17 protein-coding genes are annotated in these 18750 nt (G+C 49.2%); 5 read left to right on the top strand and 12 right to left on the bottom strand.

What is annotated here, in order from left to right:
- The first annotated feature begins 78 nt into the window (after positions 1–78).
- Positions 79–1425 (top strand): Na+/H+ antiporter family protein, encoded by a 1347-nt coding sequence (locus CEK60_RS01685; protein ID WP_038485811.1) that lies wholly within the window; start codon positions 79–81, stop codon positions 1423–1425.
- A gap of 116 nt (positions 1426–1541) precedes the next feature.
- Here CEK60_RS01685 and alr read toward each other — a convergent pair whose 3' ends face one another.
- Positions 1542–2801 carry an alanine racemase gene (alr, locus tag CEK60_RS01680; protein WP_089037546.1) on the bottom strand — a complete coding sequence of 420 codons (1260 nt, stop codon included), beginning with the start codon at positions 2799–2801 and terminating at the stop codon, positions 1542–1544.
- A gap of 619 nt (positions 2802–3420) precedes the next feature.
- On the opposite strand from alr, the gene dctP reads away from it, so the two are divergent.
- The 3 genes from dctP (at position 3421) to CEK60_RS01665 (ending at position 6423) form a co-directional block, all read left to right on the top strand.
- The gene (gene dctP, locus CEK60_RS01675) at positions 3421–4440 is read left to right on the top strand and encodes a TRAP transporter substrate-binding protein DctP (protein WP_089037545.1); all 1020 of its coding nucleotides are present in this window, start codon (positions 3421–3423) and stop codon (positions 4438–4440) included.
- Entirely contained in the window at positions 4433–4975 is a 543-nt protein-coding gene (locus tag CEK60_RS01670) for a TRAP transporter small permease subunit (RefSeq protein WP_038485821.1), read from the top strand. The genes dctP and CEK60_RS01670 overlap by 8 nt, the downstream gene beginning before the upstream one ends.
- Positions 4976–5103: 128 nt before the next feature.
- Complete coding sequence (locus CEK60_RS01665; protein ID WP_089037544.1) at positions 5104–6423, top strand: TRAP transporter large permease; 1320 nt, start codon at positions 5104–5106, stop codon at positions 6421–6423.
- 97 nt (positions 6424–6520) lie between these two features.
- On the opposite strand, the gene csiR is transcribed toward CEK60_RS01665, so the two are convergent.
- The 3 genes from csiR to CEK60_RS01650 form a co-directional block, all read right to left on the bottom strand.
- A complete protein-coding gene (csiR, locus tag CEK60_RS01660) occupies positions 6521–7231 on the bottom strand; it encodes a DNA-binding transcriptional regulator CsiR (protein WP_089037543.1) in 711 nt (236 codons plus the stop codon).
- Between the two features lie 225 nt (positions 7232–7456).
- Positions 7457–8728: a 4-aminobutyrate--2-oxoglutarate transaminase gene (gene gabT / locus CEK60_RS01655; protein ID WP_089040823.1), complete on the bottom strand. Its 1272-nt coding sequence runs from the start codon at positions 8726–8728 to the stop codon at positions 7457–7459.
- Between the two features lie 40 nt (positions 8729–8768).
- Positions 8769–10214, bottom strand: a complete 1446-nt coding sequence (locus tag CEK60_RS01650; RefSeq protein ID WP_089037542.1) for an NAD-dependent succinate-semialdehyde dehydrogenase — start codon at positions 10212–10214, stop codon at positions 8769–8771.
- 387 nt (positions 10215–10601) lie between these two features.
- Here CEK60_RS01650 and CEK60_RS01640 point away from each other — a divergent pair, with 387 nt between their 5' ends.
- Positions 10602–11180 carry a CAP domain-containing protein gene (locus CEK60_RS01640; RefSeq protein WP_089037540.1) on the top strand — a complete coding sequence of 193 codons (579 nt, stop codon included), beginning with the start codon at positions 10602–10604 and terminating at the stop codon, positions 11178–11180.
- A 6-nt stretch (positions 11181–11186) separates the two neighbouring features.
- Here the strand turns inward: CEK60_RS01640 and CEK60_RS01635 are convergent, their stop codons facing one another.
- From CEK60_RS01635 to CEK60_RS01600, 8 genes are all read right to left on the bottom strand, one after another.
- Complete coding sequence (locus CEK60_RS01635) at positions 11187–11666, bottom strand: CreA family protein (RefSeq protein WP_089037539.1); 480 nt, start codon at positions 11664–11666, stop codon at positions 11187–11189.
- Positions 11667–12078: 412 nt separating this feature from the next.
- Complete coding sequence (locus tag CEK60_RS01630; protein WP_089037538.1) at positions 12079–13164, bottom strand: toll/interleukin-1 receptor domain-containing protein; 1086 nt, start codon at positions 13162–13164, stop codon at positions 12079–12081.
- A gap of 91 nt (positions 13165–13255) precedes the next feature.
- Entirely contained in the window at positions 13256–14131 is an 876-nt protein-coding gene (locus CEK60_RS01625) for a DUF4231 domain-containing protein (RefSeq protein ID WP_089037537.1), read from the bottom strand.
- The gene (locus tag CEK60_RS01620) at positions 14131–14631 is read right to left on the bottom strand and encodes a TIR domain-containing protein (protein WP_089037536.1); all 501 of its coding nucleotides are present in this window, start codon (positions 14629–14631) and stop codon (positions 14131–14133) included. Before CEK60_RS01620 ends, CEK60_RS01625 begins: the two co-directional genes overlap by 1 nt.
- A 79-nt stretch (positions 14632–14710) precedes the next feature.
- Entirely contained in the window at positions 14711–15814 is a 1104-nt protein-coding gene (locus CEK60_RS22305) for a TIR domain-containing protein (protein WP_198361445.1), read from the bottom strand.
- Positions 15815–15966: 152 nt separating this feature from the next.
- Positions 15967–16101 carry a hypothetical protein gene (locus CEK60_RS22765; RefSeq protein WP_269768687.1) on the bottom strand — a complete coding sequence of 45 codons (135 nt, stop codon included), beginning with the start codon at positions 16099–16101 and terminating at the stop codon, positions 15967–15969.
- A 997-nt stretch (positions 16102–17098) separates the two neighbouring features.
- Positions 17099–17533, bottom strand: coding sequence for a GNAT family N-acetyltransferase (locus CEK60_RS01605; protein ID WP_089037534.1), 435 nt, complete (start codon positions 17531–17533; stop codon positions 17099–17101).
- A gap of 303 nt (positions 17534–17836) precedes the next feature.
- On the bottom strand, positions 17837–18736 hold the full coding sequence (locus tag CEK60_RS01600) for a cation diffusion facilitator family transporter (RefSeq protein ID WP_089037533.1): 900 nt from the start codon (positions 18734–18736) through the stop codon (positions 17837–17839).
- Positions 18737–18750 lie beyond the last annotated feature (14 nt).

Genomic DNA, 18750 nt, shown 5'->3' with positions numbered 1-18750 from the left:
TGCGGGGCTTCACCGCATTCAATTCCAGCTAAATCTAAATCCAGCTAAATCTAAATCCAACGACAAGAGTAGCTATTCATGAATGCTATCGTTTTGGCCATTTTAGTGATGGTCAGCCTCAGCTTGGCTCGCGTTTCCGTTGTCTTTGCCTTAATCGTCGCAACGTTGGTGGGTGGGCTTTATGCGGGCATGCCGATCAATGCCATCCTTGATGCCTTTAATGACGGTCTTGGCAACGGCGCTACCGTGGCCCTGGCCTATGCCGTGCTGGGCGCTTTCGCCGTCGCGCTATCACGTTCGGGCATCACTGAAGTAATGGCAAACCGCGCCATTGCGCGTTTTCATGTTGATGATTCTGGCAGCAGTCGCCGTATGGTGACCTATACCCTGCTGGCCGCCTTACTGGCCGCCGCGGTCAGTTCTCAGAACCTTATTCCGGTACACATTGCTTTCATTCCTGTACTGGTTCCGCCGTTACTGAAACTAATGAATCACCTTCAGCTCGACCGCAGGCTCGTTGCTTGTGTGATTACCTTCGGTATTACCGCCCCCTATATGCTGTTACCGGTAGGGTTTGGCGCTATCTTTCTGAACGATATTTTGCTCACCAACCTCAATGAAAGTGGTGCCGAATTTGGACTGGAAGTCACCCGTCAGATGGTACCCATGGCAATGGTGATTCCTATTGGTGGCATGGCATTGGGCCTTGCCGTAGCTGTGTTATTTAGCTATCGCAAAGGGCGTAACTACCAAGACCGAGACCTGGCCAAGGGCGATGAAACCCCAGCGCAAGCGGCCCAGCATTTGAAAGGCTGGCAAAAAGCCGTTCTGGCAATCGCACTGGTTGGCACCGTGGCCGTTCAGCTCTACACCGGTTCAATGGTGCTGGGGGGAATTTTCGGCTTTGCACTGCTCTCTTTAAGCGGCGTCTTCCGCTGGCACGAACAGGACGGCATCTTCACCGAAGGCATGCGCATGATGGCCTTGGTTGGGTTCATCATGATCACCGCGGCGGGCTTCGCCAGTGTGATGCAGGCCAGTGGCGAGGTTGAAGCGCTGGTCAGCAGCTCTACAGAGATAATTGGTGATAACAAGGGCTTAGCGGCATTGATTATGTTGCTTGTGGGCCTTTTCATTACCATGGGTATCGGCTCTTCCTTCTCAACAATCCCGATCATCGCATCACTTTACGTACCCCTGGCGCTGAATTTTGGCTTTTCGCCGCTAGCCACCGTGGCACTGGTAGGCACCGCAGCCGCCTTGGGCGATGCAGGCTCCCCGGCCTCCGACTCAACGCTTGGCCCAACCGCCGGTCTCAATGCCGACGGCCAGCACGACCATATCTGGGACAGCGTTGTACCGACCTTCCTGCACTACAATATTCCGCTGATTGCCTTTGGCTGGATAGCCGCCATGATCCTATGACGCTCAGCCCCGATTCTCAGCGCAATAATCCTTCCCCCAAACGAAACCACCCCGCTCAGTTGAGCGGGGTGGCGTCGTCAGCAAACACAGTACATTACTACCTTTATTGGCAATAATTACTCGCTATCGCTACCTGTATCTGTATCGCTATCGCTTGGACGCAACACCTTCGGGTTGGAGTTTCCCCATACCGTGTAAAGGTCGGCAAGTAGCGCGCCATTGAGGTCTTCAAGTTCTCCAATGGTAATTCGCTCGTCACCCTGGAGCCCGTAAAGCACCACTTCATCACCCGCTGCCACTCCCTCGACATCCGTCACGTCTACCATGGTTGTGTTCATTGACACTTTACCCATGACTGGCACTCGCTCACCGTTGACCAGCACAAAGGCAGCGTCTGTGAAAACACGCCGATAGCCGTCAGAATAGCCAACAGGTAAGTTCGCCAATAAGCTATCGCGCTCCAACACTCTGACGTTATCGTAACCAACTCCGCTGCCTTGCGCGTAATCGTTAACCGACGCTACCCGCGTGCGAAACGACATCACCGGTTTGAACTGCTCATAATGGGGTAGATCGCCATACAGCAAGCCACCCGGGCGCACCATATCAAGGCGAGCTTCAGGCACTTCCATGGTGGTAAATGAATTGGCGGCGTGAAGCGTTAGCGCCTCGCGATCCAGGTTAGCCGTCTCGATTAACCAATCACTTTGCTCGTGAAACGCTGCTAAACCCTGGCGAACAAAATCTTCATCCTCAAAGGCGAAGTGGGTCATGATGCCCACCAGTTCTAACGACGCTAAGTCTTGAAGTTCTAACGCTTCCTGACGTCCTGCTTCATTATCAAGCGCCATGCCATTGCGCCCCATACCGCCAGCATTCAGACCCAAATGATAGCGCAGTGTTACCCCTGCCTCAGCGGCATCGCTGGATGCTTGACGAGCGGCCGTTATATCGCCGAATAACTCTTCCATGCCGTAATCAAAGGCACCGCGCACTTCTTCTGGTGTCGCACTGCGCACGCGCATTAAACGCCCATCGAAACCAGATGCCCGAACAACTCGCGCTTCTTCGTTACTCGCCACACCAATACAAGGAATACCTAACGCGATCACGGAAGGCATTAAATTAGCAATGCCGTGACCATAGGCATCGGCTTTCATAATGGCGCAAAGCTCCGCTTCTTCGCCCAATAATTCCAGAACACCGCGCACGTTCCCTTCAAAAGCCGATTGTGAGATTTCTACCCAGGCATTGGCACTCAAGTGTTCCGGGCTATCAACGAGCAATGCTTGGTCGCTCAGCAACGGCGCCGCATAACTGGTAGAAGTAACAGTGGCAGCAACAGCGGCAGCTAACAGGGTTAGTGGATATTTCATTATCAGATCCTTGATTCGTTTTCATTGTTAAGACCCCACCGCTCACACTACCTCTACTAAACAATTCTTAACGATAGCGCGTGCCGCGTTTATTAAAAAAAGCAGCGCTAGGACGCAATAACCTAATGAGAAGGAAGGCTCTTTCGCTGATTGCTCTGCCTGTAGGCGGGGCAGCTCTTCTGCTCGGCATGTATTCAAATCTGCGTGTATTCAAGCGCCAAAACTCATTAAAACCCGCAAGTATTCCAAGCTCTGTTTCAAACCCTGTTTCAAGTGCTGTCTTAAGGCCTCACCCAAAGAGGATTTAGGCCAATAGCAGACTCGACGATCTGTTGGCTACACCGTTTATCAACGCTTACCTAATACACCTGATCAGCAATCTATCGCTCAAAAATACAATAACTCAATGAAAATTAATAAAAAATTAATTTATAGACGCAGTTTCAGTTTGGTTTGACATCAGTCAACGTAATGCAAAAATGTTGATGTTAGACGATTTTATAGAAATTTTTTATAGCCTGAGCACCATGCGTGTGATTAAACTGGGGGCGCAACATGGTTTCGAAACTGAAGCATGGATGCCCTCTATAACTCTAATCGCTACCAACAAAGAGGTTTTATGAAGCTCTCAACATCCGTGAAATGCGCCCTAGCGACGTCCATCGCCGCTTCCATCATGGCTAGCCAAGCGCTCTATGCCGATACCGTTCGTTTACGCATGCACACGTTTTATGGCACCGAAGTGGATCAGATTGCAGCTGATTTGCGGGAACGGGTAAGTGAAGCGAGTGATGGCACTATCAACATTCAATTTTTCCGTGGCGGCGAACTAGTCAGCAGCGACCAGTTTGTCGAAGCCGTTGCCCGTGGGAGCATCGATATCGGCCATGGTGTAGGTAGTTACTGGCCTGGCACGGTGGGTATCGGCACGATCGAAGGGGGCCTACCTGGAGCATGGGTAAGCGCTGAAGAAGCACACGATATATTTGCCAACCAAGGCCTTGATGAGCTCATCGCAGAAGCTTACGAAGAGCAAGGCGTTAAGCTGATTGGCCGCGGCTTTGGTAGCGATTATGGCTTAGTCACCCGAGAGCCTGTTTCCAGCCTGGAAGATCTTTCCAGCATGCGCATCCGCGCAACCAGCTCCATTGCAACGGTGCTGGAAAAATTTGATATTCCAACAGCCTTTATTCCAGGTGAAGAACTCTACGTCGCGCTTTCGACAGGCGTTATCGACGGTGCCATTTACGGTGGCCCTGTTGAGTACGAACAGCTACGCATTAATGAAGTGGCGGGCTACTACACCGATATCAACTTACTCAACCCAGGCTGGACAGAAAACGCATTCATCAACCCCCGCACCTGGGAACGGATGAGCGAAGAGCAGCAGCAGATCTTGGTAGATGAGCTGGCTCAGTACCTGGAAGACGTTCACAACTGGCTGGAAGAAGGCAACCAACGCATCATCGATGAAGGTGAGCTGTTTGAATTCGCCACCTTGCCAGCAGAAGATTCACAACGCCTAGCCGAAGCATCTTTGCCGATTTGGGAAGAGGAAGCGGCACGCTCTGAGCGAAATGCCCAAGCCGTTGAAATCTTGATTAATAACGCCAAAGCGCAAGGAAGATTGAGTGAGTAAGATCAACCGATATCTACGCTTTCAGGATGGGCTTTCCGACTGGGTCGGACGAGTCACCGCTTGGCTGACGCTAGGTATTATCGGTGTACTGCTCTATGAAGTAGTCGCTCGCTATGTACTCAATGCCCCCACTGTGTGGGGGCACGAACTAGCGACGATGTTCTTCGGTGCGCTGAGTATCCTGGCTGGCAGCTATACCTTACGCCACCAAAGCCACGTGCGCAGTGATGTCATCTATCGCCTGCTGCCCTTCCGCATGCAGGCGTTGTGTGACGTGATTGTGTTCTCACTGGGTATCTTGGTGCTGAGTGTATTTTTCACCATGGCCGTGGAATTTGCCCACCGCTCCTGGCTAATTGGTGAGTATTCCAACCGAAGCATTTGGCGTCCAGCACTTTGGCCGATAAAAGCGACCATTCCAATTGCCGTTGGATTGCTAATTCTGCAGAGCGTAGCAGAGCTAGTGAGGGCCATCGTGCGTTTACTTGGCATTCCCTATGATGATCCGCGAGACGACATTAGCGACGCTGATTAAATACAGCCCGACTCTGTTTAAACAGAGAGCTGCTTAACCCTCGCTCTATTTCAACGTGGTTTTACCGTGAAAAATAAGAGACACACCCCGGCACGTCCTTGTGGATATGCCATGCAAAGGGTATCCCTATGTTAAATTTAGACCCCATGATAATTACGGCGATCATGTTTCTCTCCATGATCGTCCTAATGGCAATAGGCGCTCCGCTAGCGTGGGCGTTGATGATATCGGGCATGGGAAGTGCCTACATGATGTTTGGCCCTGGTGGCTTGGACTTCTTGCTCTCATCGGCATACAGCACCATGGACAACTTTCTCCTGGTGGCCCTCCCGCTGTTCATCTTTATGGGATTGGTACTGGAACGTTCCGGTATTACCGATGATCTTTTCGAGATGATGCATAAGCTGATGGGCAGCCTTCCTGGCGGGCTCGGGATTGGCACCATTCTGATCTGCGCCCTTATCGCTGCCATGGCGGGAGTCTCAGGGGCAGCTACCGTCAGCCTAGGGATCATTGCATTACCGGCAATGCTCAAGCGGGGCTATCACAAGCGGCTAGTCACCGGCACTATCATGGCGGGTGGTGCATTGGGTTTTCTCATCCCACCTAGCATCTTAATGATTGTCTATGCGTTTCTGGCCCGTGAATCGGTAGGAAAGCTATTTGCTGCTGGCTTAGTGCCTGGCCTAATGCTTGCCGCTATTTACATGGCCTATATATTGATACGCTGCCGCATAAACCCTTCTCTAGGTCCCGCTGCGCCAGTAGAAGAACGCTTTAGTGCCAAAGAAAAGCTGATGTCTTTGCGCCATGTGATTGCCCCAGGCCTTTTGGTCACGGCCGTATTGGGCTGCATTATCGGAGGGGTAACCTCGCCTTCCGAAGCGTCTGCAGTCGGGGCTGGCGGTGCCATGCTGATTGCAGCGCTGAGAGGCCGGCTTAACTGGAGCCTGCTGCGCTACGCGATGCTCAGCACGGCCAAAATAACCGGTATGTTGCTCTGGATTGCCATTGCCGCGGTATTCTTTAGCCGTATCTATATGGGCTTAGGCGCCGGTATGATCGTCAGTGATTTTATTAATGACTTCTCGCTGTCGCCCTATACCGTCATCATCATCATGCTGATTAGCTTTTTTGCACTGGGCATGTTCCTCGATGACTTTGCGATCCTGTTCATCACGATTCCGCTTTATGTGCCAATCGTACGTGACTTAGGGTTCGATACTACCTGGTTTGCGGTGCTGTTTATTATCAGTATGCAGTCCGCTTATCTGACACCGCCCTTTGGGTATAACCTGTTCTATATGCGATCAGTCGCACCAAAATCCATTACTATCGTCGATATCTATCGTTCAGCTCTGCCGTATGTTGCTCTACAGATAGTGGGGTTAGCAATTATCGTACTATTCCCAAGTATTGCGCTGTGGTTGCCCAACTTACTGTTCTAAACAAGCGTATCAAACGGCTATCGGCAGAAACCCAACTAAAAAGGCCCTAATGATTAGGGCCTTTTCTTTTAACGTTTCTTCGCTGCCTTCTGTTGCCTTATGCAACACTTTGTTGGCGCATCACCTGGGCAATAATCGGCACAGGAGACATCAAGTGTTCGTGCATCAATGCCACTGCTTCATCCTTTCGGCGCTCAAGCGTGGCATCTACTAAGGCGGCATGCTCTTGGCGCTTTGCTTCAAGGGCTTGAGCAGAAAACACGGTTTCCTTAAGCCACAAAAAGCGGTAGCGCTGAACTTTATCAAACAGCCCAGCGCGCACTTTCATCAAATGCGGAGAGTTGCAGCCAACCACCATCGCGGTGTGAAAATCACTATGCCGTCTATCCCAAATATCTAACAGCCCTTCTGACGAACTCATTTCCGTCAGCTTTGCTAATTGATAAGACTTTGCCAAGATATTAGCTTCCCAGGCATCATCGCCACGCTCTATCGCAAGCCCCAACATCATCGCTTCAACCTGCGCCCGGGCATCGTATATATCGTTAAGCTCAGCGAGCGACATGGGTGCCACACGATAGCCACGCTGGCTAATAGCCACCACTAGATGCTCAGCAACAAGCTGGGAAAGTGCTTCTCGCAGAGGACCAATACCCAGGTCATAGCGCGCTTTAAGCACACTCATCCGTAATTTTTCGTCAGGCTGAAAAGTGCCTTTAATAATATCTATTTTAAGTAGCTTGTAGGCACGAATACCCAAGTTTTCCTTGGCATCCGCCTTTTCGTCTGGGAAGAAAGATGAATTCATGAGTATGCATTTTGCAAAGTGGGTCAAAATAATAGCACACCTTGTAACAGCTGTTTGAACGTGTTCTGCCCTCGCACTCAATAACAACGGCAACAAGCAATAAAAAAAGCCGATGCAGACTAGCTGCACCGGCTTCTATCAACACTCTCTATATATCAGCACACTTATCAGCGCTCTCTACAAAAGCTTCTATTGGCGCTTAACTAACCAATGAGACTCCAGCTATTACGCTGTAAGCTCTTCAAGCAATTCTTCAACAATCGCCAACCCTTCTTCAAGGATGCTGTCTTCAATGGTGACCGGCATCAAGAAGCGGAGCGTATTACCGTAAAGCCCACACGACAGCAGGATAAGCCCCTTCTCCCGGGCACGTTTGCACATGGCCGCTGCAAGCTCTGGGTCGGGGGTTTGATCAGCTGCAACAAGATCCAGTGCCGCCATCGAACCTAAGTGACGCACGTTTTCAACACAGGCAAAGCGCTGCTGCCACTGGGTAAAGCGCTGCCCCAGAACCTCTCCTAAGGCTTGGCTCTTCTCAAGAATCTTTTCTTCTTCGAATACTTCAAGTACCGCTAACACGGCCGCACAAGAAACCGGGCTACCTGAATAGGTGCCACCCAGCGAGTTAGGGCCACACGCATCCATATGCTCAGCCGTTCCCACCACGGCTGAAATCGGCATGCCACCAGCCATGCTCTTGGCCATGGTCATAAGGTCAGGCTCAACACCACTGTGCTCAATGGCAAACAGCTTACCGGTACGGCCAAAACCAGACTGCACTTCATCGACGATCATCAGCATGCCGTGCTCGTCACAAATTTCACGCACCGCTTTAAGGAAGCTGGCTGGTGCAGGATAGAACCCACCTTCACCCAACACAGGCTCAATCACGATAGCCGCGGTGTCTCTTGGATTGGCATCGGTCTTCAGCGTCATTTTAAGACCGCGGATAGCGTCTTCTTCGCTTACCCCATGGAACGGAACGGGGTAAGGCGCACGGAAAACATTCCCCGGCATGCTGCCGAAATCAGCCGAGTAAGGCACCACTTTGCCGTTCATTGCCATGGTCATAAAGGTACGGCCATGGTAGCCGCCATCGAAGCAGATCACGTTATTCTTGCCGGTGGCGGCACGCGCAATCTTAACGGCATTCTCTAGCGCTTCAGCCCCGGAGTTAACCAGCATAACTTTGCCATGGCCGCGCACAGGCGTGAGCTGACTGAGTTTTTCAGCGACTTTCACGTAGCCTTCGTAAGGAATAACGGTTTGGCAAGTGTGCATCACCCGGCCCAACTGCTCCCTAACCGCTTCGACGACTTTAGGATGGCAATGGCCGATATTAAGCACGCCAATACCACCCGCGAAATCAATAATACGGTTACCATCCGCATCCCAGATAATCGCGTTTTCAGCACGGTCCGCAAATTGCGTTGCAGGGCTGGCGGCACCATTAGCGACATATTTCTGTTTAAGCTCATTCAGCTGTGCATTGCTCATCTTCATTTACTGCATTCCTCAGTTAATTAGTGAAAATCGCTTACAGGCCGCCAACACAGACGTATTTCAACTCGGTAAATTCATCAAGCCCATGACGTGAGCCTTCACGGCCCAGCCCAGACTCTTTCACCCCACCAAAGGGCGCTAACTCGGTAGACAGAATGCCTTCGTTAACCGCCACCATGCCGTACTCCAGCCCTTCCATAACGTGCCAAATCCTGCGGTAGTCACGGGCATAGAAGTAAGCTGCCAACCCGAACTCAGTCGCATTCGCCATGGCAATGGCTTCTTCGTCCGTCTCGAAACGGAACACAGGCGCTAAGGGACCAAACGTCTCTTCACGGGCAACCCGCATGCTGTCGGTCACATCAGCAATAATCGTCGGTTCGAAGAACGTACCGCCCAACGTGTGGGGCTTGCCACCACAGACCAAACGGCCACCCTTTTCCAACGCATCAGCAATGTGGGACTCGACCTTTTCAACTGCGGCCTGATTGATCAATGGGCCTTGCATAACGCCTTCATCCAGCCCATTGCCCACGTTCAGTTGCGACACGCGCTTAGCCAGCTTTTCGACAAAAGCGTCGTAAACGCCACTTTGAACCAAGAAGCGGTTGGTACACACGCAGGTCTGGCCAGAATTGCGATACTTAGAGGCAACAGCTCCTTCAACGGCGGCGTCTAGATCGGCGTCATCAAACACGATGAAAGGTGCGTTACCGCCTAACTCCAACGATACTTTTTTGACCGTACCGGCACACTGAGCAAGCAGCTTTTTACCCACCGGCGTTGAGCCTGTGAAAGAGAACTTACGCACGCGCGGATCGGTGGTTAGCACCTCGCCAATCGGTGCAGGCTGGCTGGCAGTGACCACATTGATCACCCCAGCGGGCAGGCCAGCAAGTTCAGCCAAGCGCGCCACCGCCAACGCCGTCAGTGGCGTTGCTTCTGCAGGTTTGATAACCACCGTACAGCCTGCCGCTAAAGCGGGGGCACATTTACGGGTAATCATTGCCAGCGGGAAGTTCCAGGGCGTAACGGCGGCCACAACGCCAATCGGTTCGCGAAACACCAGAATGCGTTTATCGACACCATGGCCCGGCAAGGTTTCACCGGCCATACGCTTGGACTCTTCGGCATAAAACTCGACAAATGACGCGCCATACGCCACTTCACCGCGGGACTCTGCCAGTGGTTTGCCCTGCTCCAACGTCATTAGCCGAGCCAGGTCTTCCTGGTGCGCCATGATGGCGTCGAACCAGGCGCGCAACAGCGTTGCACGCTCTTTAGCAGTACGCTTTTTCCAGCCAGGCCCTGCTGCCTCTGCTGCGGCAACCGCTGCTCGTGCACCATCAGCATCCAGGTCAGGGACTTCTGCTAATAGCTCACCATTTGCCGGATTAGTGACCGCAAAGCGCTTTTCAGCACCGCACCACTCTCCGCCAATAAATGCGTCAGGTATCAAAATATCGGGTAACTCACTCATCTTGTTTTCCTTTTTGCCATGACATTAGAGCGTGCTCTCAAACGCTGGCCGCGCCTCCCACGAACTCGCTACAACGCCATTGCCTGTACTTCCGAAAGCACTAGCGAGCCAGCTTCTTCATTTTCAGATAGGCAGCATCAACCGTAATGACTAACAAAAATATCTACATTTATAAAAAACGTCAAAATATATTTTTAGCATATACACTAAAAACTGGACGATGGGGTTGGATGACACCGAAAATGGTGGCTAGGCTGCAGGCAGGATTGGTACAAAAAGCGATCAAGGCGCGTGCCTCAGCATTTCCGACCCGCAAGCAGGCCTTTATCGGGTATCGCTTTCGGATAAAATTAATCTAAAAAAGAGGCCGCCCCTACATGGGCGAAAATGAACAACTTAACGGCTAACCCCACTTTAAAGCGCCCTACCCACTGGGCACTATTCAGCGTGATAGCACTGATGTTGATAGGCAGCGGCACTCAGGCCGTGGGTGATTCACACGGCGACATTACTTATAGCGACAGCACCAACAGCGCGTGTGGCCTGACTGATCAGCAACAGGAAATGCTAAGACTGGTGAACGAGGCACGAAACAACGCCCGTCAATGTGGCGATCAAGCATTTCCAGCAGCCAGCCCACTAACCTGGAGCTGCCAACTGGAGGCCGCTGCCGCAATGCACGCCAGCGACATGGCCAACAACGACTACGTTAGCCATACCGATACTGACGGCACAGGAATTGAGCAACGCGCCAATCAACATGGCTACACGTGGCAAGCCTTGGGTGAAAATATTGCCGCTGGGCATACATCTGCCGCCGCCGTGGTAAACGGCTGGTTAGAGAGCCCCGGCCATTGCCGCAATATGATGAATGGCACCTTCACCGAAATGGGCATGGCCAAGGCCAGCAATGCTGATTCGCGCTATACCACCTTCTGGACACAGATGCTGGGGAACCCCCGCTAACCCTTCTTAAAATCCACCGTAATGGACCGCCGAAATCGCATTCTTGGGCGAACCATCCACTAGCTTGGTGCTGTAAGTTAAGTACACAAAGGTTTCGGTTTCAGCATCGTGCATGCGCACCACGCGCATATTCTTAAACAACGCAGAGCGGCGCTGGTTAAAAACGACCTCTTGCTCGTCTACCTCGTCAGGGTCGAAGACGATCTCTCCCGTTTGCCGACAAGCCACGCTCGCCTCGCTAGCTTCCTCAGCCAGCCCGACCGCACCAGATAAGCCGCCCACCTGAGAGTAAGAGAGATAGCAGGAGATTCCCTGTACTTTTGGGTCGTCGAAGCGCTCCACTTCAATCGTACTGTTCGGGCCAATCAACCTAAACTCCGTTCGCACGCTGCCAATATGGGCATCCTGCGCCAGAAGCGAAGTAGGCAGCAGTAACGAAGACATCATCACAAGCGACGTAATGGCAATAGCGGGTTGGAAACGCATAGCAATGTCCTTAGCAGGTGCAGCAGAAATGGCATACCAAGAGCATACCTGATACCGGCAAAGTTGGGGCAGTCAAGAGAGACTAACTGTCGAAATGGAGAAATAGATGATAAAGGGAGAATGGAGTCGGGGTCTGGCAGGAGCTAAAAAAAACGCATAAGATTATGAAATATATATAATTTAACAAAATTACCAAGCATCAATATACCACCTAGTATACCAGCACCTTATTTTCAGCCCTCTAACAGTCTACAATTGATAACACCAATCACTGTGTCTACTGTTGAAAACACACATATGCGGTTTTCGTCTTGAAGCGCGGACATTCAGAGCAGGCTTGATATATCCTACAGTTTAATAACCGGTCTAGAGCGGCGAATTTTCGAGACAATAGACGCTGCGCAACCGATTGTTACGAATTTCTTGATGGCAGAACAATTCCCGCTTTCATAAGTTCTTCTATTAATGAACACAGTAAATCGGTGTCAAACTGGCCAGCATCATATACAACCCGCAAGTTTTCACTTTCATAATCTCTATTTCTTGCAGTACCAAAGGCAGGTTCTAATGCAAAATCGAGCGATTCATATCTATGCATTTTCCCATTCAAGTCAGACATAGAAAAGCCATAAACATGTAGCTTAGAAGAAACCTTAAAATCTTTTGTTAATAACAATACATCTTCATTAAAAAAAACTCTAGCCCAGTGCTTAATCAATAATTCTTCCGGATACAACACTTTCACGAGATCATTAATCAGTTGTTCATTTAACTTAAGGCAAAAGGGGTCTAATACTATGACAACCCCACTTCCACTCCCTTCTTTATATCTAATTATGGTTCCGTGAGTATGCACTGTATTTTCATCTACACGTCTAAAATCAATATCACTATCGGTTAAAAGCTTTTCAACTTGTGCAAGTGGATCGTCAATGATTGAAAAGCCTTCATTATCGCGACGCATTTTATTTGGAAACAAAAGCTCTACATTGTCAATTATATTTAGAACCTTTTTACTTGATTCTTTATCATTGGAAATAAATACTGACAGCCGATCATAATCTGAATTGGAAAAAGACTCAGAATAGCTACAGCCGAACTCTCGATTAAGCACTGCAATTATATTATTTAGTCCTTCAGCACTAGAAACATTAAACCCCTGAAGCAAATTCAATGGTGGTTTCAGGCTTCCTATATCGACCCCATCTATTCCAATCGGAATTACCTTAATGCCCTTAGAATAGGCGAATCCAGCCTCAAAATAAATCCAGCTAGACATCGCAGATCTTGGTGAAACAAAGACAAACATGATTTTGGATTTATTCAGGTTCTCTTCTACTTGATGAATCCAGTTATTACCAAAAGGAATACTTTCACCATCACTTGACTGAAATAGATCAACTGTTCCAGAAGTACGTCCTCTTACCAAGGATTTAATTTGAAAAATCAAATCTTTGTCTACAGAAGAGTGACTGATAAATACTGTTGGTTTCTGCATAGACTCTTGCTAACCTTTTAAAAAACCCGAATTTTAGACTGAATTGGAGCGCAGGTGAAAACCAGTCAAACAGATGCGCTTGATGCCCCTATTATAATGAGTCCTTACGAGCCAGCCATTGGGTATGCTCACGAGAAAATGCGTTCTCGCTGTCAGCAATAAAATCAGCCAATTTTTTCTCAGAATCGATCTTCCCTAACTCAACTTTTACAAATCCAATTTCTTGAGCGGTCAATCCATATGCGGCAGCTAACTCCTTAAATCGTTTGACCTGAATCCAAGTTAAAGCCGATCCCGCTGCAACAACAAATACATCTGCTGGCCAGTATCCCCAGTCTGGATAAGCTACCCTTAAAATCAAAAACAAAACAGCTAAGGTTTGGCAGCCAATTAAAATAGCAAACCAGAGCCTTCCTTTTCTTCGATTCCAGTCAGATTTATTTGCGTACCAGGATCGTTGCTCATCAATTCTATATGTACGATAAAAGTCGACTCTTTGCTCCCAAGTAAGACTTCTTACTTCACACATCTTATCAGTAATCTGCTCTTGCTCAGATACCTCACCACCAAAATGCTCTGCTAAGTTTTTATGCTCACTCAAGATTCTGTTCAATCGCGTCCTGAAGCGAGATTTCACTTCCCGTACATCAGTCGCATCAAGATATGGCTCACATCTCATCATGAAGCGCCAAGAACTAGTTTTAACAGACTCAGCGACTGACCGGGCCCGATACCACGTATCTTCATCTCTTCTTAAAAGCATCATCACAGAAAGGAAAATAGATCCTATAACGAGCACTGCCGCTATAATTGCAGATGACTTTTCATTTATCCCGTAAACACCCAAGCCCGATGCCGCAATAAGAAGAAACGAATACATTCTAACAAAGTTCAAGTACTGGTTCTGGGCATCTATTGACGCCTTGTTCGTCGCACAATATAAAGCCGGATACTGTTTGTCTTCCATTAGAGTCCAAGCCCAGTGTAGATGGAATCGTTATATAATCTTGGCCCTTTATCACTTTGACTGCGCTGATGGTACTCGTTTGGAAAATGATCCAAGGAATACTGAATTATTTTCAACTTGAAAGGAATATGGACTACATATTCATCACGAATAATTGGAGGGCAAAGATCTCCGTCTTGGCTCCTCATTCCATTCAAGTTTACAACGATAATTGGTATATTGAGATTTATACAGGTTTCAATTTCCCAGCGCACAAAACGATATAAAAACTTTGTCTTTTCTCCAACAAGAACTATTGCCTGCTTAGTGTCCCCGAGCCTTTCTCGCAATCTTTTCTTAACCGTATTTTCTCCTGCACGATCGGTAAGTGGATTTAAATCATGAGCATCAAAGAAGTTAAAATCAACATTATCGTTAGCTTTCCACCCTTTCATAAACCGGTATGCCCACATATCTTCATCACCATCAAAAATGACGTAAGTTTTATTTTTGTAGCTCAATTTTCACCTCCTCAAAGGGTAACATTATAATCAATCACGTAAGAAAAGAGCGTCATCTGCATTACCATTTGCTAACCTATTACTCAACGATCCCTTCTCGCTCTAAGACTTGCCTTATATCTTCAAAAATCGCAGAGATGTTACCTTTCGGAAATCGAATTTGACCAAGCCCTTGGATATTACTGAACTCCTGACAACCTTCTTCTAAAAGTACAATTGCCCTACCAAATCCAAGTCGTCCTTGAAACAACCCCACTTCATGAATAACATTCATTCTTGCATGCAAGTTGCCATCTATTTGTTCATCTTCTGCGGTCATTACAAGGAAGGCTATACATGCTTGGTCAAGCATTTGTGCTAGTCGGGTAATGTTAGTTACACCCGCAACAGGTACTCTATTGAATTCGTCCCAAGGCAAGCTTAATCGATCACTCACGAAGTCCTTCAACTCCCTCCAGTAGTGAGACCTCCCATGACCTATAAAAACATTTGTGCCAATCCTTTCTTCTACAGCTTTACTTTTCTCCAAATTTTGCATATGACTTGCAAGTTTTATAATTTTTTCTTTAAGATTCCCACATGCCATAAATGGCTGTTTCAGTGCGAAAACTCTAGAAATCACTGAAACATGTGGTGGCGTAACTAATCCCTTTTCAATCGCGATCATGTCACGGGAGATCATCTTTCCACTTGGGCGAAGGTGTTTAATTAAATCCGTCGCCGTTAGAATCTTATCAGACTCTATTTCATCCACTAGTCGCTTAGTAAACTTGTCTGCTTCTATATTAATATTGGCGTACACAAGCGACTCGGCCTTAGCCTTGGCGTCTTCATACGCATTTTTTGCGATATCGGCCTTCTCAGATAACTCAGATAACTCAGGCTCACCCGCTTCATGTTTAATCAGAGACACAACGTCATCATAGTTGTACTCTCTCCAATCTCCACGGCTACCCATCGAAAAAGCATCCTGCATGCCCCATTCTTGACTAAAGACAGCTCCAGGAGGCGGCTCTTGAAAATCCGCGTAGTAAACCTTCGAGTGATAACCAAACCACGATCCCGACCATGCCTTACCAATAGCTTTAGCAGCAGAATTAAGTTCATCCAATTCCGGCGCTGAAAACTCTTCGTATTGTCGGAGGGTAGCAGCTATTTCAAATAGTTCTTTCGATATACTCACCCGTACCTCTTATGTTCACATTTAACGCCAGCAATATACGGCGCGAGTAACGAGTGTACGACGACCGCAGGGAGCAAATTAATTACTTTGTTAACTCTTGACTCGAATACGACCTTTCTCATCTTCAACACCATACTTTCCTTTTGGTATAGCTACCATACGGCCGTCGCGACCTTCCAGCCCATGGCCTCCAGCAGGAATTCCGACCATTCTTCCATCACGTCCTTGAAGGCCATGGCCTCCAGCAGGAATTCCGACCATTCTTCCATCGCGTCCTTGAAGGCCATGTCCACCTTTAGGGATATAAACCATCCTTCCGTCGCGCCCCTGTAAGCCATGACCACCAGCTCGAATTGCTACCATTCGTCCATCTCTGCCTTGCAAACCATGCCCATCTTTTGGAATCGCAACCATGTGTCCGTCACGGCCTTGAAGCCCGTGTCCTCCATCAGGAATAGTTATAGCTATTCCATCCCTGCCTGTAAGTTTATGTGGCATAAATCTCCATCTGTAGAGCGAACGGTAGCTAGACATCATGCTCGTTTTTTGACTTGAGCGAACACCCGCGTTTAAGAATGTTATACCGTCAGTATGCAGACCCTCTAAAACTCTGAAAGTTAATTAAACCAAGCCTTATTCGGCTACATAGCACCGATTGTCGTGCATGCATGATACCCCCAATGACCTTGCTTACCGCCTTTGTAGCCATACCCGCTTTAGATCGAAAGCCACTGTAAAGATGAGATGCAACGGTTCCTGAACCGGAACAGCTGAGAGAATCTGTAGCCAAACAATGATATCTCTCCTTGGCACCCTTTTCGGATACTGGTGATTTGCAGATAATGGGCACTAGCGTATTGATATTTATAAGCTCCCTTACCGTTTTAATTATTTTTAGCAGTATTGCCCATTCCTTTACACCTGTGCAACCCATTAAGCTGCGACTTTAGGCCATCCTGCGCCGGTATGCTTTGGCTCTTCAGGGCCTTGTCAGGAATGTCCTGTTTAGCTATCGGCCAGCTTATAGCCCAGCTTTTGATTGTTGTCCCCCATCCTATTCGTTAAAAGCGCATAAACCCGCATGAATTCGCATAATTTTCATGCACCCATTTTTCACCAGCCAGCCCAGCAGTGGCGCGGCTTGGTGGCGGGTGCAGGGGTGCATAAAAACCACACCATTTAGCGCGCGGGCGGGGCGGGGTGTCGAGTGCGCGCTCTAAGTCGCGGTTAGGGCGAACGCCTATGACTGTCAAAACTGCCGCTAGAGCGACCTTGAAAGTTTGGTTATGAATGCGCTGTCTGATACCGCATTTCAATCAGTTGATGTTCGCCAACGACTTCTACTTCTTTGATGAACTCAAATCCAAACCTTTCATAATAATCTCTAAGGTAAGTGTGGGCATGGATCTCAATGGAAGTGACACCTAGCTCCTGGGCATATTGCATCATTGCCTGGACAACTTTCGAAGCGGCGCCCATTCCTCGACATACCTCACTGACCGCTATCCTGGCCATGGTAGAAGAGCCGTCTTCTTTCACCGTTAGCCGGGCCGTTGCAATGGGTTCACCGTTGTCCGTTACCAGCGCGTGGAATGATTCCTCATCCAGTCCATCCAGTTCCAGCTCTGCAGGAATCTGCTGTTCACGTGTAAACACCTGATAACGAATACTTTGAGCCTGCCTGATCAATTCAGAATCATTACCGATAGTGACTTCCATTGCTGTTTTTCTCCAAAACAATAATAGCTATAAATTAGCACATGGGTTTCTCCCGCTTGAATGGGTGGGCGTCAGCCAGAGCTTGGATTCCTAGCGCTAACATGCGAACGCCCCGCACAAAGGCGAGGCGTTGGTCATACACTAGCTAGGTCATTCTTAGGCGTTATCGAGGTCATCGAGGCTGGGGGCGTCGGTAACTCTGTACTTGAATCACTGGCAGATGGTTTCATTCAGTCGATAGGCCATCGCGGCCACGGCTTCATTGCCACCACTTCTTGTCAAACCCGTTAAGCCATTTTGGCCTTAACAGCCGCAAGCGGTGGGACAATTTGCGGCATAGGCCTCGCCCTCCAGTTGCAGCACCGTGTGACGGATTTCAAAACGTTCGTGCAACATCTCTGTCGCCAGCGTCAGCAGCTGGTCATGGTCACCCCCACCGTCTGCCATGACCAAGTGAGCGGTGATGGCGTTGTCACTTGTGCTCATAGCCCACACGTGGAGATCGTGAACGGACACCACGCTGGGTAATGCCAGCAGCTCCGTTTGTACTTTCTCCAAATCAATTTCTTCGGGAACACCATCAAAGAGCAGGTGCAGCGATCGGCGGAACAGCGACCAGGTGCCGACGACGACCACCAGTGCAATGACCAGACTCATGACTGGATCAATCCAGCCCCAGCCCTGCCAAAGATAAGCGGCACCAGCGACCACCACACCCAGGGACACCAGGGCATCGGCTGCCATATGCAGAAAGGCCCCTCGTATATTCAGATCGCCTTTGCTGCCAGCCAGAAATAACCAGGCGGTCACCGAATTGATCACCACCCCAATGCCGGCTACCACCATCACGGTACCCGCGGCCACTGGCGACGGCATTTGCAAGCGATCAATGGCCTCCCAAGCCAAGTAACCCATAGCGACCAGCAGGACCACCGCATTCACAAAGCTGGCCAGGATGGAGCCTTTGCGCCAACCATAGCTGTGGCGCATATTAGGCTGCAATTGCGCCGCACCAAAGGCAGCCCAGGCCAGTAGCAGCCCTCCTACATCACTCAGGTTATGAGCCGCATCGGCCAGCAAGGCCAGGGAGCCAGTTTTCCAGCCATAAAAAGCTTCGATTATCACAAATGCCAGGTTCAGTGTTACCCCGATGGTAAACGCCCGGCCGAAACTGCGGGGAGCATGATCGTGATGGTGAGCCATCAGTTCTTTTCCTT

The sequence above is a fragment of the Halomonas sp. N3-2A genome (assembly GCF_002216165.1).
Taxonomy (GTDB): domain Bacteria; phylum Pseudomonadota; class Gammaproteobacteria; order Pseudomonadales; family Halomonadaceae; genus Vreelandella.
Note: the sequence above shows the minus strand (reverse complement) of the source record. Positions and strands in the feature narration are given on the sequence as shown.

Bases quoted from the DNA above. Each gene is read 5' to 3' on its own strand.
- CEK60_RS01685 (WP_038485811.1), top strand. From the start codon at position 79: ATGAATGCTATCGTTTTGGCCATTTTAGTGATGGTCAGCCTCAGCTTG.
- alr (WP_089037546.1), bottom strand. From the start codon at position 2,801: ATGAAATATCCACTAACCCTGTTAGCTGCCGCTGTTGCTGCCACTGTT.
- dctP (WP_089037545.1), top strand. From the start codon at position 3,421: ATGAAGCTCTCAACATCCGTGAAATGCGCCCTAGCGACGTCCATCGCC.
- CEK60_RS01665 (WP_089037544.1), top strand. From the start codon at position 5,104: ATGTTAAATTTAGACCCCATGATAATTACGGCGATCATGTTTCTCTCC.
- csiR (WP_089037543.1), bottom strand. From the start codon at position 7,231: ATGAATTCATCTTTCTTCCCAGACGAAAAGGCGGATGCCAAGGAAAAC.
- gabT (WP_089040823.1), bottom strand. From the start codon at position 8,728: ATGAGCAATGCACAGCTGAATGAGCTTAAACAGAAATATGTCGCTAAT.
- CEK60_RS01650 (WP_089037542.1), bottom strand. From the start codon at position 10,214: ATGAGTGAGTTACCCGATATTTTGATACCTGACGCATTTATTGGCGGA.
- CEK60_RS01640 (WP_089037540.1), top strand. From the start codon at position 10,602: ATGAACAACTTAACGGCTAACCCCACTTTAAAGCGCCCTACCCACTGG.
- CEK60_RS01635 (WP_089037539.1), bottom strand. From the start codon at position 11,666: ATGCGTTTCCAACCCGCTATTGCCATTACGTCGCTTGTGATGATGTCT.
- CEK60_RS01630 (WP_089037538.1), bottom strand. From the start codon at position 13,164: ATGCAGAAACCAACAGTATTTATCAGTCACTCTTCTGTAGACAAAGAT.
- CEK60_RS01625 (WP_089037537.1), bottom strand. From the start codon at position 14,131: ATGGAAGACAAACAGTATCCGGCTTTATATTGTGCGACGAACAAGGCG.
- CEK60_RS22765 (WP_269768687.1), bottom strand. From the start codon at position 16,101: ATGGCCTTCAAGGACGCGATGGAAGAATGGTCGGAATTCCTGCTGGAG.
- CEK60_RS01605 (WP_089037534.1), bottom strand. From the start codon at position 17,533: ATGGAAGTCACTATCGGTAATGATTCTGAATTGATCAGGCAGGCTCAA.
- CEK60_RS01600 (WP_089037533.1), bottom strand. From the start codon at position 18,736: ATGGCTCACCATCACGATCATGCTCCCCGCAGTTTCGGCCGGGCGTTT.